Here is a 14,425-nt window from a genome sequence, read left to right as displayed (position 1 = left end):
AGCCGGATTCGATACCGGTAAGCGCGAAAGCCGGACAAAGTTGTACAGTTGCATTTCGAAGAAGAAACCAGAACTCGAATAAAAGGACGACGCTGTGACCATTTCAACAACTCGAAGGAGCTTGGCACTCGGATTGCCCCTCCTTCTGAGTCTCGGCGCGACATCCACGCGCGCCGCGAATGCCCCCTCTCTGGCCGACGTCGAACGCCGTAATGGTGGACGCCTCGGCGTGTTCGCGATCGACACCGGTTCAGGCCGAACCCTGACGCATCGTGCCGACGAGCGCTTTCTGATGTGCAGCACCTTCAAGGGCCTGCTCGCCGCGCAGGTGCTGGCCCGTGTGGATGCCGGCAAGGAGCATCCCGATCGCCTTGTGCGATACACCGAAAAGGACATGATCTTTACGTCGCCGGTGACGAAGGCACATCTCGCTGAAGGCGCGATGCCGGTTGGCGCCTTGTGCCAGGCGATTGTCGAAGTGAGCGACAACACGGCGGCCGTGCTGCTGATGCGAAGCGCCGGCGGCCCTGCCGGTCTGACTCAATTCATGCGCGGTCTCGGCGATACGGTAACGCGCTCCGACCGGTACGAGCCCGCGTCGAACCGATACAGCGGTGTGCTCGATACCACGACGCCACGCTCGATCACGAAGTCGGTGAGCCAGATTCTTCTCGGCAATGTGCTTAGCCCTCAATCCCGTGCGCAACTGGAAAAGTGGATGATCGCCAGCACGCCGGGCCTGAACCGGCTGCGCGCGGCGTTGCCGCCGGACTGGATCGCGGGCGACAGGCCTGGCACAAGCGTGGAAGAACAAACCAACGACTACGCAATCGTGCGCCCGCCAGGCCGTGCTCCGCTTCTCGTCGCGGCCTATTACGATGCACCGGCGCTTGGCATGCCCGCTCGCGAGGCGGTCTTGCGGGAAGCCGGCGCCGTATTCGTGAAGTGGGCGACGGATAGCGCATGATGAGCATTGGCCGGCGCAACGCCCGGATTGACTTGATCCGCGGCGTCTCGATTCTGCTTGTCCTGTTTCATCACTTCAACATTGCGTACCGTCTGAACGACACATTGCTGGCGCGGACATTCGGCTGGGATGCGGTGCGCGCGGTCGCTCGAAACGGTAACTATGGGGTGACGATGTTCTTCGTTATCTCGGGCTATCTGATTACGTCGAACGCTGAACGCCGTTGGTCCGGTCTGAGCGGTATCGATGCGCGGGCATTCTATCGATTGCGGATTGCGCGCATCGTCCCGTGCCTGTTGCTGCTGCTCGGCACCGTCAACCTGCTTGCGCTGGCCGGTGTCGCTATTTTCCAGAATCACGCGCCGGCCGGTACGGCGGTTTCTTTCTGGCTCGTCAATCTGGCGTCGCTGACCTTCTGGATGAATGTGCTCGTCGGCACGCATGGGTGGGTCAACTACCCGTTGGGCGTGCTGTGGTCGTTGTCGGTGGAGGAGGTGTTTTACCTGTTCTTTCCGATCCTCTGTCTCGTCTTGCGGCGCGAGTCGCGCCTGCTTGTCTTCTGGGCCGCGATTATCCTTATCGGCCCGGTGTATCGCTTTGCCCACCAGGGTGACGAAGGCGGTTTTCTTTACGCTTATTTCGCTTCGTTCGACGGTATCGCTATCGGCTGCTGCACGGCCTTGCTCGTGAAACGGATAACGTTGCGCGGCCGCGCGGCCACCCTGCTGCAAGGCGTGGTGGTGGCGGCCATGGTGTTCCTGTACCTGGTTGGGCCCATTGCCGAAACCAATGTTCTCGGTGTGACGGGCATGGCGTTGGGAACGGCTGTGTTGTTGTGGGGCGCGTCCGGCCGGTCGGCCACCACGCCTGCTGTTGGCGGCGCGGTTCTGCGAGGTTTCGAGTGGTTCGGTCGGCTCAGTTATGAGCTTTACCTGTTCCACCTCATCGTGCTTGGCGCGATGCGAACACTATGGCCGCCACACGACGTGACGGGCGATGTAAAGCTGCTGCTACTGGTGGGATTTCTCGTGCTGTCGGCTGCGTTGAGCACCGCTATCGCGCGACTTTATTCCGAGCCGCTGAACGGCGGAATCAGAACCTGGCGAACGGTTGTGTAGACGCGTCTGGCACCGCCGGTCCTTGGTCAGCTTGCATGCGGACCGGGACCCTGCGGCACCCGTTCTCGCGCTATCGGTTTTTGCTCCGCGTACTCTTTCTCGCGGTTGCGGCGCGCGGCGTGTCTTTGGCCGGCAACGCACTGCCGCCGTTCATCTGCTCCATCCACGATAGGGCGTCGACGTACGACAGGAACTGCTGGAGGTAGCCCGGCGACAGCTCGCGCATCAGCGAGAGCGAGCGGTGCACCAGGCTGCTCGAGTTGAGCGGACCGGCGTTATCCGGCGCCTTCCTGAGCGATTGCCGCAACTGTTTCTCGGACCGGACCTTGGACCAGGTCTGCCTGAAGTAATCAAGCACCTCCAGTTCCGGATAAGCGGCATGCCGGGGCGCTGCGTGAGCCGCGGCGGGGCCGCTTCCGTCTGCCGGCGTATGGCTCGCCGCCAGGTAGCCGACGAGTCCCGCCAGCGTCTCGCGAGCGGGTTCGGTGGAGGATGCCGCGCTGCCCGTGTCAGTCACGCTCTCGTTCGCATTGGACGCGGCGCGTTCGAGATCGCCAGCATAGGCCTCGATCAGTTCGGACAGCCTGTCGTCCAGCAGATGGCGCGCCTCGCCGCAATGGGCAGCCGCCCGCCGATCGAGCGCCTCGATGAAATGAAAACGGATGGGGTCCAGCCGATCGTCGCCGCGCTCGCGCCACGCGTCGAGCGTTGCCCGGGCGCTGCCTGTCACGCCGCTAGCGCCATCGGTCACACGAGTCTCACTGCTCACGGGGCTTCACCGTTGTGCTCGAAGGCCTCGGGACCGGTGCGATTTCCACGCGCCGGTTTTTGGCCCGGCCCTGGTCGTCGGCATTCGAGCTGACGGGCTGCTGGGAGCCGAACGCGGCCGCAAATACGGACGCGGAGGGCACGCCTTCGTCGATCAGCGCGCGGGTCACCGTCAAGGCGCGCTGGGCCGACAGTTCCCAGTTGTCGGCAAAGCGGCGGTTCGCTTCGCGCACCTGCCGGTCGTCGGTAAAGCCGCTCACCATCAGGATCTGGTCGTTGGCCCGCAGGTAGGCGGACAGCGGTCCCGCCAGGCTCTTCAGAACGTCGCGGCCTTCAGGCTGCAACTGATCGGAGTTCAGCGCGAACAGCACGCTGCCGTTGATGCCGATGCGGCCGTTCACCAGCGTCACCCGGCCCGCTGCCAGCGGTCCCGCCAGCGCCTGCTCCAGGGTCTTGCGGCGCTGCGTTTCCATCTGCCGCTGCTTGACCTCCTGCTCCAGCCGGGTCGAGAGTTCCAGTTGCACGCCGATGACGCTCACCAGGATCAGCACGAAGGCGCCCAGCAGCACCGACATCAGGTCGCCGAAGACCGGCCAGATAGGCGCCGCCGTCTCCACGCCGCCGTCGATTTCCTCGCTCATGCCGCCTCAGCTCCAAGCGAAGCCCGCTTGCCCGCAAGATGCTGCAGGTCTTCGACAATCTGCTTCTGCGACATCATGCTCAGGTCGATCACTTCTCTCGCCTGGGCCACGTAGTACGCCAACTGCTCGTCACTGCGCGCGAGGGACTTGTCCAGCGCGCCTTCGATACGCTGCAGGTGAGCGACCAGCGTGCTGTTCGATTCGCCGAACAACTGCACGGCCGCGCCGAATGCTTCGCCGAGGCTCGCCACTTCGACGGCGCTGCCGGTGACCTGCGCGGCAATCGCGCCCAGTTTCCCGGTCTCGAGTTCGACCTTGTCGGTGAAACGGGTGCCCACACGATCCAGCAAATCCGCCGACGTGGTGATCAGCGCATCGACGGCCGAGCGCTGTTCGGTGGACGCATGGTTCACGGCATCGAGCAGGGTTTCGAGGGTCGCCAGCAGGCGGCTGCGCTCTTCCAGCATCGCGGTGTCGCGCACCATGCTGTCGGAGAGCTTCTGACGCAATTCGGCGACGACTTCCGCCGCGGCCTTCGGCGCTTCCGATGCCGCTTGCACAAGCTGGCCGATCTCGGCGATCGTGCTGCTCGCGTGTGCCTGTGTCTGGGCCGAGATGTCGCGCGCGGTTTGCTCCAGCGTGTTGCAGATCTCCTGCTGCCGGCTTGCGGTGCGTGCGCCGACCTGCTCCCATTCCTGGCTCAACGTCGTGGCCATGGAACCGAGCGTCTCGGTCCAGGCCGCGAGGCGCTGCTGGTCGCGTGCGGCGAGTTCCGCCTGCAAGTCCGCCGCGGCCTTGGGCGCTTGCGCCGCCGCTTGCACAAGCCGGTCGATCTCGGCGATCGTGCTGCTCGCGTGTGCCTGTGTCTGGGCCGAGATGTCGCGGGCGGTCTGTGCGAGCACGTCGCAGACTTCCTGCTGCCGGCTTGCGGTGCGTGCGCCGACCTGCTCCCATTCCTGGCCCAACGAGGTGGCGATCGAACCGAGCGTCTCGGTCCAGGTCGCGAGGCGCTGCTGGTCGCGCGCGGCCAGTTCCGTCTGCAAATCCGTATGCGACTGCCCCACGGTGCGCAGCAGCGACGCTGAGTGCTGCTCGAAGGTCGCGGCGGCCGCCGCCAGTGCTTGCTGATTGTGGTCCGCCAGCTTCCCGCTAGCCTGTTCTTGCCGCGCCAGCGCTTCGTTCCATGCCGCCGTCACGCTGCCGGCCGTTGCGTCGAGGCGCGCGGAGACGCCATCCAGCAGGCCGGCCGAGCGTTGCTCGAAGGTCTCGGTGAATCGCTCCAGCGACGCGCCCAGATGCTGGGTGAGCGCCTCGCCCGCTTGCTGCTGCTTTTCCAGTGCCGTGTTCCAGATATCCGCGACGTTGCTGGTGGTGGCTTCGAACCCGCTCGAAAGTCCGTCAAGCTGGCGCTGCACGGCGTGCGTGACGCTCTCGTGCAGTGCGGCGCTCTCGCGCGCGAGACCTGCCATCGTGGCCGTCATGACCGGCTGCAGGGCCGCGCTGGCGGCGCGCGTGCTTTCGGCGACGCTCTCCTTCAACGACTGCTCCACGGAGGCGGCAAGGCGCGTGTAGGCAGCCTCGGTCTTGCTGTGGAAGGTGGCCTGGCTCGCGATCTGCCGCTCGTTCAGGGCGAGGCTCTGTTGCTCGATGGCCGCCATCATCGCCTGCAGGCGATCGACGAGGGTCGGCATCACCTCGGCTTGCTGCTGCAGGAGCTTGAAGCTTGCCTCGCGCTGATGGGTCTGCGAGTAGATGCGCAGGGTCGTCGCGATCTTCACGTCGAGCATTTGCGCGGCATGGATCCGCTCGCGCCGGCTCAGCGCCGAAAGCAGCCCGAGCATCGCGGAGGTGGCCACGCCCGCAATCGAGGTGCCGAACGCGAAGCCCAGCCCCTTGACCGGCGCGGCGAGCGAATCGCGGATCGCCTGCAGGTCCGTCGCGCTTTCCAGCGCGATGCCGGTGCCTCGCAGGGTCGCGACCATGCCGAGGAGGGTGCCGAGCATGCCCAGCAAGACGAGCAGGCCGACCAGATACGGTGTCAGCGCCGGGCCCGGCATGGCCACCCGCTCACCCTCGACGCGCAGGCGCACCGCATTGCGCAGGCTGGGGTGCAGCGGCTCGAGCCAGGCGTTGAGGCCAGACGGCGGCGTGGACAGGCCCGCGACCGCACGCGTGAGCGTGGCAGTGGCCTGGCCGTAGCGCTGCAGTTCGAGCGCGCCCGCCAGATAACAGACGCCGATCAGCATCGTGACAGCGAGCGCCAGGACGTTCGAACCGACGTAGCCGCCACCGATCCAGCACACGGCGGCCAGACCGGCCAGGAAAACAACGAGATTGAGATATCTGGACATAGTGTCCCAGTTAGCGGGTGCGAAGGGCTGCGAGCAACCCGTCGACCGGTTGTAAACGAACATCCAGTTCGGCCAGCAACACGCTCTGCATGTCCTTGCGGAACGTGTCCAGCCAGGCGCCGGGCATGACGGCTGGGGCGATTGCGACCGGGGCGGCCGGGGTGGTTGCAGTGGCTGCAGTAGTCGCTGCTGCGTCCGTCGAGGCTTCGGCGCCGGCCAGCGCCTGCTGCTCCGCCTCGCGCAAGCGCTCGAAGTGCCCGGCGAGCAAGCCCGGCACGGCGGCCAGCAGATTCCGCTCACGCTCGCTGAGCGCGCGTTCCATCACGGCATCCACCACCGCCAGCCTCGCCATGGCGGGCGTTTGGGCGGCCAGCATGGCCCGCAGGCGGCCGCGCAGGTTGCCGACGCCCGTTTCCATCGCCTGCTGCATGGCGAGGTAGCGCTGACGAAACACCTTGTAGTCGACCGGTGCTTCCGCAGGGGCGCCTTGGGCGGGTGCTTGCGCCGCGGGTCCGCGACGCCTCGCGGCGGCAAACACGCTATCGCCGGCGATGGCATTCGCCAGCGACGTGCGCACACGGGCGCACTCGCTCTCTTCGGCGTCGTTGAAGGCGCGCGTGCCGGCGCCGACGGCCGGCGGATTGTTGTTCAGCGCCGAGGACAACGCGATCGCGTCGGTCCAGCCGAGCCACTGGCTGAGCCGGTCCGAGAGCGACTGGCTGGATTCGGAAACGTCGACGTCCGTCAGGCGAGCAAGTAAACGAATGAGCGCGGGGCCGCTGAAGGCTGTGCGCTGAGGGACTTGCACCATACCACCAGAGTCAAAAAAGTCAGCAGTTTACACGCCGACGGGGGGAGGGATGCAGCCCCTTAATGAATTGGGGTGCCGGGCGCGGCATTTCAGTGTGTCCGGCAGGCCGCTCGCGATACCTGAATCCGGCGCGCCGTGCCGGGTTGTCTGTGCTGCCAGGACGGCGTTTGCCGCAGCTTCCCGGCAGGCGATTTCATCCGGCTGTCATGGCTTCATGACTAGCATGCGCTGTCACTGCCGTCGCGCCCTGATCCGGCACGGCACGCGCTGCCTGCATCGCACCGCGCGCTCGCTGCTTGCCGTCCGCGTGGGCGACCTTCCACCCCGATACAACAACACCCGACATGACAAACAAGAAAATCGTCAAAGACTTGCCGACCGATCAGGGCGCCAGCATCGTTTCGCGCCGTGGGTTTCTGAAGTTGGCGGGCGCATCCAGTTTTGCGACGGCCGCGGGCACGCTCGCGCTGACGGCGCGTGCCACCAACGGCGCCCCCGACGGCACGCCCGAGCAGATCCATCTGACCTGGGGCAACGATCCGACGAGCGAGGTGACCGTCTCGTGGTCGTCGCCGGCGCCGGCGGTCAACCCGCGAGTGCGCTTAAGCGGCGCGGGCGAGGAGGGACGGACGGCGCACGGCGTTCAAGGCACGTATACCGACGGCATCAACGGCGAGGTCGTGTTCACTTATCACGCACGCCTGCGTGGCCTGAAGCCCGATACGAGCTACCAGTACGAGGTGAGCGCCGAAAACGACAGCAATGCGGCCCAGCCCTTTACGGCAAGCTTTCGCACGGCACCCCGGGGCCGTTCGCCGTTTCGCTGGACGAGCTACGGCGATCTCGCGACGCCCAATACCGGCTGGGTCCTGTCGTCGCCGCAGAGCCGTTTCGCCGTTCAGGCCGTCGAGCGATTTGAGCCGCTGTTCCACCTGCTCAACGGCGACCTCTGCTACGCCAATCTGAACCCGATGCACCAGCCCGACGTGTGGCGCGATTTCGGCAACAACTGCCAGACTTCGGCGTCGAACCGGCCGTGGATGCCCTGCCCGGGCAATCACGAGCTCGAATTCAACAATGGCGAACAGGGCCTCGCCTCATATCTGTCGCGCTACGCGCTGCCCGAGAATCACACGCGCTTTCAGGGGCGCTGGTACAGCTTCCGGGTGAGCTCGGTGCTGTTCATTTCGCTCGATGCGGACGACGTGGTCTATCAGGACGCGGCGGCCTTCGTTGCCGGTCCGAACCCGCTGGTGCCGGTGGCGAGCACCGGCAATCCGCCCATTCAGCCGGGCACGTCGCTCTATGTGCGCGGCTATAGCGAGGGCGAGCAAACCCGCTGGCTCGAGAGGACCTTGCGCCACGCGGCGGAAGATCATGAGGTCGACTGGATCGTCGTGCAGATGCATCAGGACGCGCTGAGTTCGTCGAAGACCGGCAACGGCTCCGACAAGGGCATCCGCGAGGCGTGGCTGCCGCTGTTCGACCGCTACGGCGTCGACCTCGTGCTGTGCGGGCATGACCATGATTACGAACGCAGCTATCCCGTGCGCGGCTGCAATCACAACAAGGGCACCGACATCGCCACGGGGCGCGTGGTCGATACCTTGCAACCGCGGCCGGTGATGTCGGCGGTATCGGCAGGGGCGTCCACGTTCGATACGAGCCACGGCACGATTCACCTGATTCTCGGCGGCGGCGGCACGAGTGCGCCGCTCGACGTGTACGGCGTCGATGCCGGTACCGGCTTGCCGCAGGCGCGTATTTTCACGCGGCCTAATCGTCCGGTCACCGGAACCGCCGCGGGAACCTTTGTGCGTGCCGGCGCGGACGCTGTCGAAGATGCGGTCTGGTCGGCGCAACGCGATACCGGCACGGGGTACGGCATCGCGGTGTTCGACCACGACCCGGGACAGCCGGGCGGCGAGACCACGATCACGATGAACTACTACCACGCGCCGGGCGCGGACCAGACGCCCACGCAAAACTATGAGTTGTTCGAAACGATCGAGCTGAAGAAGAAGCGGCGTGGGTAAGCGTGGGTAAGCGTGGATAATCGCGACGCTATTTCACGCGCCGCGATTTGAAACCGGGCAGCGTTCGGGCGTCGGGACTCCACGCAAGGTGGACAGACTGCTCGACCGCTGCCCTGAACTGCGCATCGCTCGTCCATAGCGGAATGCGTGTGCGGTAAAAATCCGCCCACTGAAACTCGGCGAAGGGTTCGGGCGTTTTCAGGTAGCCGCCCGCGTCGCGCACGAACGCGGCGAGGCTGCGATAAGGGTCGTCGATGAGATCGGAGACTTCGTCGGGGATCGCGGAAATGGCTCGCAGGATGCCGCGTTCATCGTAGGGATGCACCCAGCGTTTTTCAATCACGGTGTCCCAGAACTTCGTGTCCGGCAACTGTGACAGGTCCGCCACCACCGCGGCGAAGGCTTTCTTGATGCCGCCGTCCCACAGCGCACGCGCGAGATGGTGATGGTCGATGACGTAATGCCGGTCGCGCTTGCCGATGACAGTCGGAATCGGCGCGCTTTTCAGAAAGTCTTTCAAAGACTTTGCATCCATCGCCAGAAGGCGCTTTCGTTTTGCATCGACTTCCAGCATGCCCACCGTTGCCTGCAGGGGGCGCAGTTGTTCAATGTCGATGCTCGTTATGCTTGCCATAGGGTGACCCTCCGTGTCTGGGGCATTCTACTGCTGCGTCTACCTCAGGTCATTGTGGACGCTATTGAATAGACACGGTAGGCTGTCAGTGCTGGTGACTCTGTTTGGCTATGCTGGTCCTGAACGACAACGTGGAGCCTGCACATGGACGTGAGCACGGAAACCCTGGTGGAACTGCTGCGGGAAGTGGAAGCCGACGACCCGATCGACTTCGCGGACCTTCCATTTGGAGAACAGGAGCTCAGGCGGCTTGTCATGAGTTCGCTGGTCGAGCGTCATCATCAGGTCGAAGCAGGCAACATGTCGATCTCCGACATCCACGCGTTGTATCTGCTGAGCACCGCCAAGCTTGTTCTGGAGAACCTGGTGCTGCACGCGAGGCTGCTGATGCTCCAGGGTCAGCAGGTCGACGTGCGGTCGCTACTGGCGTCGTTTACCCTCAAGGGCAAACCTTAAAGGCCGGTGGGCGATTCTGTTGCCGGCAGCGCATCGGCGCCGGCCTGGGCGACCTGCGCGTCCTGGTCGGAACGCATGCCCGACACGCCTATCGCGCCGACCACGGCGCCGTCGCGAATCAGTGGAATTCCCCCATCTAGCGGCACCAGGTTAGTCATGCCGAGCAGGCGCAGGTGGAGTCCTCCTTGCGTGACGGCCTCTTCGAAAACGCGCGTGGGCCGGCGGAATCGCACGGCTGTTTCGGCCTTCTGTCTTGCCACGTCGTGACTGCCGAGTTGCGCACCATCGAGCCGCTGCTGAAGCACCAGGTGCGCGCCGCTGTCCACCACTGCAATGACCATGGGCCAACCGTGACGCAAGGCCTCCTCTTCGGCTGCGCGCGCGACCCGGCGTGCATCGGCGAGGTTGAGCCGGTCGCTGTATTTCATGGGCATGCCATTCTCGTTTCGTTGGGTCATTCATCGTCTCCCTTGGGATCGGTTGGGTATCAACATGGCTAGAATGTAAGGCGGCGACCGGCTCCCGCCTAGCTGCGCGAGCCGTCAGAGATTCTTCCGGAAAACGAGAGAATGACGGGCATGAACAAAGACGAATATGAAGTGCTGCTGGCCATTCTCGACGAAGGCAGCCTGACGGCCGCGGCTCGCTCGCTGGGCCGAACGTTGCAATCGGTGAGCCGCGCTATTGCGGCGCTCGAGCGTGAGTTGAATACGACCTTGTTCCACCGTACGACGCGCCGTGTGGAGCCCACAACGGCGTGCCTGAAATTCGCCGCGCGAATCCGGCCCGCACTAGGAGAAATCGACGCGGCGCGTGACGAACTCGTCGATCAGGTCACGCAGTTGCGCGGCAGTATTCGGGTCGGCGCGCCAACGGCATTCGGCGCTGAATTCGTCGCACCGATTCTGGCGACGTTTCTGGCGATTCACGAGTCTGTCCGCGCCGACCTCGTACTCGCCGAACAGCATCTCGACCTCGCGAAAGCCAGCATCGATCTCGCGGTCCGCCTGGGACGTTTGCCGGACTCGAACTTGCGCGCGAAGCAGGTGGGTACGTTGCGGCGGGTGGTATTCGGCGCACCAGCGTATTTCGCCGCCCACGGCTACCCGGTTCATCCGACCGATCTTGGCGCACACGATTGCATCCTGCGCCAGCACGCCGATCGTGAGACGTGGAGATTCAATCGGGCCGGCGGTGCTGTCGAGGTCACGGGGCGCTTTCGCTCCGCGAGCGCGCTTGCATGCAATGCAGCGGCCGCAGCCGGAGCGGGCATCGGCCGGGCGCCGATCTTTCAGGTGCAGAAACTGCTCGATGCGGGGCAGGTGGTGACGGTGCTGGATGCGTTCGAGCCCGAACCTGTTCCAGTGCATCTGGTGTGGCAGACGGGCCGTCCGGTTGCGCGCCGCATCCGCACGCTGATCGACTTCATGGCCGCGCGCCTTGTTTGCGGAACGGGAGGAGAGGCGATCTGACGGGCCGGCGAGGGGAGATCACGCTCTGCGGTTTGCGGTCTGCCGTCTGCGGTTTGCGAATCAGCGAATCAGCGAATCAGCGAATCAGCGAATCAGCGCATCAGCGCATCAGCGCATCAGCGCATCAGCGCATCAGCGGTGCGCCCGGATCACTTCTCGAGCTCCGCAAACAGCCAATCCTGGAAGCTGCGCAGCTTCGGCAATTCGGCGCGAGACTTCAGCAGGTTCAGCGTATAGCCGTTCACCGGGAGTCCTTCGAAACCGAACGGCGCCACGAGCCGGCCTGTCTCCAGTTCGCGTTGCGCCAGAAGCAGGCTTTCCAGGCAGACACCCAGGCCGTCGACCGCCGCGCTGAGCGCCATGAAGGACCGGTCGAAACGCGGGCCGCGTCCGATATCGAGCCGCGTCTTGCGATAGAGGCGCATCCAGTCCCGCCATCCCACCAGACACCCCTCGCTATGAATCAGCGTGTGGTGCTGTAAATCCGCGACGCTGCGCAGCGGCTGCTCCCCCGTCATCAGCGCGGGCGAGCACAGCGGCACGATCGTCTCGGACGGCAACTCCAGCACCATCGTGCCGGCCGGCTGCAGTTTTCTCGGACCGTAGCGAATGTCGATATCCACCGTTTCCGAAATCAGATTGGCCGCCTCCGACGACGCATTCAGGCGCACGTCGATGTCCGGATGCGCCGCGCTGAAGCGCGCGATGCGCGGCATCAGCCATTGAGTCGCAAAGCTAGGCGTGCAATGGATCGTGAGGATGTCGCTCTTGGCGGCGCGCCCGATCTCGCGGGTTGCCGAGTCGATCCGCGCGAACGCCGCGGTGATCTCCTCGGCGTACTGCCTCCCATAGTCCGTCAGGATCACCGTGCGGTGCAGCCGATGGAACAGACGAATGCTCAATTGCTCTTCCAGCAGCTTGATTTGATGGCTGACGGCGGAGGGCGTAACGAACAGTTCCTCTGCTGCGAGCGCGAACGACGAAAGCCGCGCGGCGGCTTCGAATGCCTGTATCGACTTGAGGGTGACGCGATTGTGCATGGCAGCATCAAGGTGAATTCAATTCATCTATTGGCCCATATTAATTCGTTTGAGCGCGTCTGAGTGCGAGATTACGCTTGAGTCACTGGGATCGGCATCACAGCGGCCCCTGCAAAGCGACCGACTCGCAACGATGTTGCATGGGATCGGAGTGACGCGCTAAAGCGCGAACTCCGATCGACAGGAGACAAACAGTGACTAGCAGAGAAACCGCGCCGTACGCGAGGCTCGCGGAACACGCCTACCAGATCCGCCGCAACGCGCTGCGCATGGGCGAAGTGCAGGGCCAGGGCTATATCGGCCAGGCGCTCGACATCGCCGACGTGCTGGCCGTCGCCTACTTCCGCGCCATGCGCTATCGCGCCGACGACCCCGAGTGGGAAGGCCGCGACCGCTTTCTGCTTTCGAACGGCCACTACGCGATCGCGCTGTATGCCGCGTTGATCGAGGCCGGCATCATCGCCGACGAAGAACTGGAAACCTACGGCAGCGACGATAGCCGTTTGCCGATGTCCGGCATGGCGAGCTATACGCCAGGCATGGAGATGTCCGGCGGCTCGCTCGGGCAAGGACTGACGATCGCGGTGGGCCGCTGCCTGGGTTTGAAGCGCAAGGGCTCGGAGGCTCGCGTCTACACGCTGTTTTCCGACGGCGAACTCGATGAAGGTGCGATCTGGGAAGGCCTGATGTCGGCGGCTCACTGGAAGCTCGACAACCTGATCGCGATGGTCGACGTCAACAACCAGCAGGCTGATGGTCCGTCGTCGAGCGTGATGGCGTTCGAGCCGCTGGTCGAGAAGCTCCAGGCGTTCGGCTGGTTCGTGCAGCGCGTGGACGGTAACGATCTCGCAGCCGTCGTCGCCGCGTTCGATGCCGCGCTCGCGCATCCTGAGGCGCAACCGCGGATCATCGTCTGCGATACGCGGATGGGGCGTGGCGTGCCGTTTCTCGAAGCGCGCGAGAAAAACCACTTTATCCGCGTCGACGCACACGAGTGGCAACTCGCGCTGCAGGCGCTGGAAGCCGGGAGAAACGCATGAGCGCCGCCGCACCGAAACCGCGCCTGAAAACCTCGGCGATGATCGCCTCGATCGCCGGAGAAGGGCAGATCACGCGTTCCGCACCGTTCGGGCATGCATTGGTTGAGCTGGCGCGCAACCGGCCCGAAGTAGTCGGCATGACCGCCGACCTCGGCAAATACACCGACCTGCATCTGTTCGCGAAGGAATACCCGGAGCGCTATTACCAGATGGGCATGGCCGAGCAACTGCTGATGGGCGCCGCCGCCGGCATCGCGCACGAAGGCGCGCAGCCGTTCGTCACCACATACGCCGTGTTTGCCGCGCGCCGTGCCTACGACTTCATCCATCAGGCGATTGCCGAGGACAACCTCGACGTCAAGATCGTCTGCGCGTTGCCGGGCCTCACAACCGGCTACGGCCCGAGCCACCAGGCGGCGGAAGACCTCGCCCTGTTCCGCGCGATGCCGAACCTCACGGTGATCGACCCGTGCGACGCCATCGATATCGAGCAGATGGTGCCGGCGATCGCCGACCATCGCGGGCCCGTCTATGCGCGGCTGTTGCGCGGCAACGTGCCGGTCGTGCTCGACGAGTACGACTACCGGTTCGAACTCGGCAAGGCGAAGCTGCTGCGCGATGGCGCCGAGGTGCTGATCATCTCGTCCGGGATCATGACGATGCGCGCGCTGGAAACGGCCAAGGCGCTGGCGGCCGACCGCGTCGACGTGGGCGTGCTGCATGTGCCGACCATCAAGCCGCTCGACACCGTCACGCTGCTGCGGGAAGCGCGCCGCTCAGGCCGCCTCGTGGTGGTGGCGGAGAACCATACGGTGATCGGCGGGCTGGGCGAGGCGGTCGCCACCGTGCTGCTCACCAACGGCGTCACGCCACCGTTCCGGCAGATCGGTCTGCCCGACGCGTTTCTCGATGCCGGCGCGCTGCCGACCTTGCACGACCGCTACGGCATTTCCACCGAGGCGATGTGCGACACGATCAAAGGCTGGCTGCGGTAACGATAGCGGTAACGGTAACGGTCCGTCAGCGCCGGCAGGCGCCGGCCAGCCCCCTGCCCATGTAGTCACTCATAGCGAACCATAAAGTTCATATTC

Annotated in this window: 14 protein-coding genes; 7 read left to right on the top strand and 7 right to left on the bottom strand. The window is 64.7% G+C overall.

From position 1 onward, the window contains the following. The first annotated feature begins 133 nt into the window (after positions 1 to 133). The gene (gene bla / locus BCY88_RS02370; protein WP_259461200.1) at positions 134 to 967 is read left to right on the top strand and encodes a class A beta-lactamase; all 834 of its coding nucleotides are present in this window, start codon (positions 134 to 136) and stop codon (positions 965 to 967) included. Beyond that, positions 967 to 2,085 carry an acyltransferase family protein gene (locus tag BCY88_RS02365; RefSeq protein WP_120342786.1) on the top strand — a complete coding sequence of 373 codons (1,119 nt, stop codon included), beginning with the start codon at positions 967 to 969 and terminating at the stop codon, positions 2,083 to 2,085. The genes bla and BCY88_RS02365 overlap by 1 nt, the downstream gene beginning before the upstream one ends. Before the next feature lie 70 nt (positions 2,086 to 2,155). Here BCY88_RS02365 and BCY88_RS02360 read toward each other — a convergent pair whose 3' ends face one another. Genes BCY88_RS02360 through BCY88_RS02345 form a run of 4 tightly spaced genes read right to left on the bottom strand, consistent with a single transcriptional unit; the run spans position 2,156 to position 6,656 of the window. Then, entirely contained in the window at positions 2,156 to 2,854 is a 699-nt protein-coding gene (locus BCY88_RS02360; RefSeq protein WP_259461199.1) for a DUF2894 domain-containing protein, read from the bottom strand. Then, complete coding sequence (locus tag BCY88_RS02355; RefSeq protein WP_120342642.1) at positions 2,844 to 3,494, bottom strand: OmpA family protein; 651 nt, start codon at positions 3,492 to 3,494, stop codon at positions 2,844 to 2,846. The genes BCY88_RS02360 and BCY88_RS02355 overlap by 11 nt, the downstream gene beginning before the upstream one ends. Then, on the bottom strand, positions 3,491 to 5,845 hold the full coding sequence (locus BCY88_RS02350) for a DUF802 domain-containing protein (protein ID WP_120342641.1): 2,355 nt from the start codon (positions 5,843 to 5,845) through the stop codon (positions 3,491 to 3,493). Before BCY88_RS02350 ends, BCY88_RS02355 begins: the two co-directional genes overlap by 4 nt. Before the next feature lie 10 nt (positions 5,846 to 5,855). Further along, positions 5,856 to 6,656: a DUF3348 domain-containing protein gene (locus BCY88_RS02345; RefSeq protein WP_120342640.1), complete on the bottom strand. Its 801-nt coding sequence runs from the start codon at positions 6,654 to 6,656 to the stop codon at positions 5,856 to 5,858. A gap of 344 nt (positions 6,657 to 7,000) precedes the next feature. On the opposite strand from BCY88_RS02345, the gene BCY88_RS02340 reads away from it, so the two are divergent. Next, entirely contained in the window at positions 7,001 to 8,692 is a 1,692-nt protein-coding gene (locus BCY88_RS02340; RefSeq protein WP_120342639.1) for a purple acid phosphatase family protein, read from the top strand. A gap of 28 nt (positions 8,693 to 8,720) precedes the next feature. Here the strand turns inward: BCY88_RS02340 and BCY88_RS02335 are convergent, their stop codons facing one another. Further along, complete coding sequence (locus BCY88_RS02335) at positions 8,721 to 9,326, bottom strand: ParB-like protein (RefSeq protein WP_120342638.1); 606 nt, start codon at positions 9,324 to 9,326, stop codon at positions 8,721 to 8,723. Positions 9,327 to 9,470: 144 nt separating this feature from the next. Here BCY88_RS02335 and BCY88_RS02330 point away from each other — a divergent pair, with 144 nt between their 5' ends. Further along, positions 9,471 to 9,782 (top strand): hypothetical protein, encoded by a 312-nt coding sequence (locus BCY88_RS02330; protein WP_120342637.1) that lies wholly within the window; start codon positions 9,471 to 9,473, stop codon positions 9,780 to 9,782. On the opposite strand, the gene BCY88_RS02325 is transcribed toward BCY88_RS02330, so the two are convergent. Continuing rightward, the gene (locus tag BCY88_RS02325) at positions 9,779 to 10,240 is read right to left on the bottom strand and encodes a GlcG/HbpS family heme-binding protein (RefSeq protein ID WP_259461198.1); all 462 of its coding nucleotides are present in this window, start codon (positions 10,238 to 10,240) and stop codon (positions 9,779 to 9,781) included. The two genes, BCY88_RS02330 and BCY88_RS02325, sit on opposite strands and share 4 nt — an antisense overlap. A 120-nt stretch (positions 10,241 to 10,360) precedes the next feature. Here BCY88_RS02325 and BCY88_RS02320 point away from each other — a divergent pair, with 120 nt between their 5' ends. Further along, positions 10,361 to 11,254: a LysR family transcriptional regulator gene (locus BCY88_RS02320; protein ID WP_220669643.1), complete on the top strand. Its 894-nt coding sequence runs from the start codon at positions 10,361 to 10,363 to the stop codon at positions 11,252 to 11,254. Positions 11,255 to 11,403: 149 nt separating this feature from the next. Here BCY88_RS02320 and gcvA read toward each other — a convergent pair whose 3' ends face one another. Next, positions 11,404 to 12,294 (bottom strand): transcriptional regulator GcvA, encoded by an 891-nt coding sequence (gene gcvA, locus BCY88_RS02315; protein ID WP_120342634.1) that lies wholly within the window; start codon positions 12,292 to 12,294, stop codon positions 11,404 to 11,406. A 194-nt stretch (positions 12,295 to 12,488) separates the two neighbouring features. On the opposite strand from gcvA, the gene BCY88_RS02310 reads away from it, so the two are divergent. Then, positions 12,489 to 13,334: a transketolase gene (locus tag BCY88_RS02310; protein WP_120342633.1), complete on the top strand. Its 846-nt coding sequence runs from the start codon at positions 12,489 to 12,491 to the stop codon at positions 13,332 to 13,334. Further along, complete coding sequence (locus tag BCY88_RS02305) at positions 13,331 to 14,329, top strand: transketolase family protein (RefSeq protein ID WP_120342632.1); 999 nt, start codon at positions 13,331 to 13,333, stop codon at positions 14,327 to 14,329. Before BCY88_RS02310 ends, BCY88_RS02305 begins: the two co-directional genes overlap by 4 nt. Positions 14,330 to 14,425: the final 96 nt, after the last annotated feature.

The sequence above is a fragment of the Paraburkholderia fungorum genome, assembly GCF_003610895.1.
Classification (GTDB): domain Bacteria; phylum Pseudomonadota; class Gammaproteobacteria; order Burkholderiales; family Burkholderiaceae; genus Paraburkholderia; species Paraburkholderia fungorum_B.
Note: the sequence above shows the minus strand (reverse complement) of the source record. Positions and strands in the feature narration are given on the sequence as shown.

Excerpts from the sequence above, each read along its gene's own strand:
- BCY88_RS02365 (WP_120342786.1), top strand. The coding sequence starts at position 967 with ATGAGCATTGGCCGGCGCAACGCCCGGATTGACTTGATCCGCGGCGTC.
- BCY88_RS02355 (WP_120342642.1), bottom strand. The coding sequence starts at position 3,494 with ATGAGCGAGGAAATCGACGGCGGCGTGGAGACGGCGGCGCCTATCTGG.
- BCY88_RS02350 (WP_120342641.1), bottom strand. The coding sequence starts at position 5,845 with ATGTCCAGATATCTCAATCTCGTTGTTTTCCTGGCCGGTCTGGCCGCC.
- BCY88_RS02345 (WP_120342640.1), bottom strand. The coding sequence starts at position 6,656 with ATGGTGCAAGTCCCTCAGCGCACAGCCTTCAGCGGCCCCGCGCTCATT.
- BCY88_RS02340 (WP_120342639.1), top strand. The coding sequence starts at position 7,001 with ATGACAAACAAGAAAATCGTCAAAGACTTGCCGACCGATCAGGGCGCC.
- BCY88_RS02335 (WP_120342638.1), bottom strand. The coding sequence starts at position 9,326 with ATGGCAAGCATAACGAGCATCGACATTGAACAACTGCGCCCCCTGCAG.
- BCY88_RS02330 (WP_120342637.1), top strand. The coding sequence starts at position 9,471 with ATGGACGTGAGCACGGAAACCCTGGTGGAACTGCTGCGGGAAGTGGAA.
- BCY88_RS02325 (WP_259461198.1), bottom strand. The coding sequence starts at position 10,240 with ATGACCCAACGAAACGAGAATGGCATGCCCATGAAATACAGCGACCGG.
- BCY88_RS02320 (WP_220669643.1), top strand. The coding sequence starts at position 10,361 with ATGAACAAAGACGAATATGAAGTGCTGCTGGCCATTCTCGACGAAGGC.
- gcvA (WP_120342634.1), bottom strand. The coding sequence starts at position 12,294 with ATGCACAATCGCGTCACCCTCAAGTCGATACAGGCATTCGAAGCCGCC.
- BCY88_RS02305 (WP_120342632.1), top strand. The coding sequence starts at position 13,331 with ATGAGCGCCGCCGCACCGAAACCGCGCCTGAAAACCTCGGCGATGATC.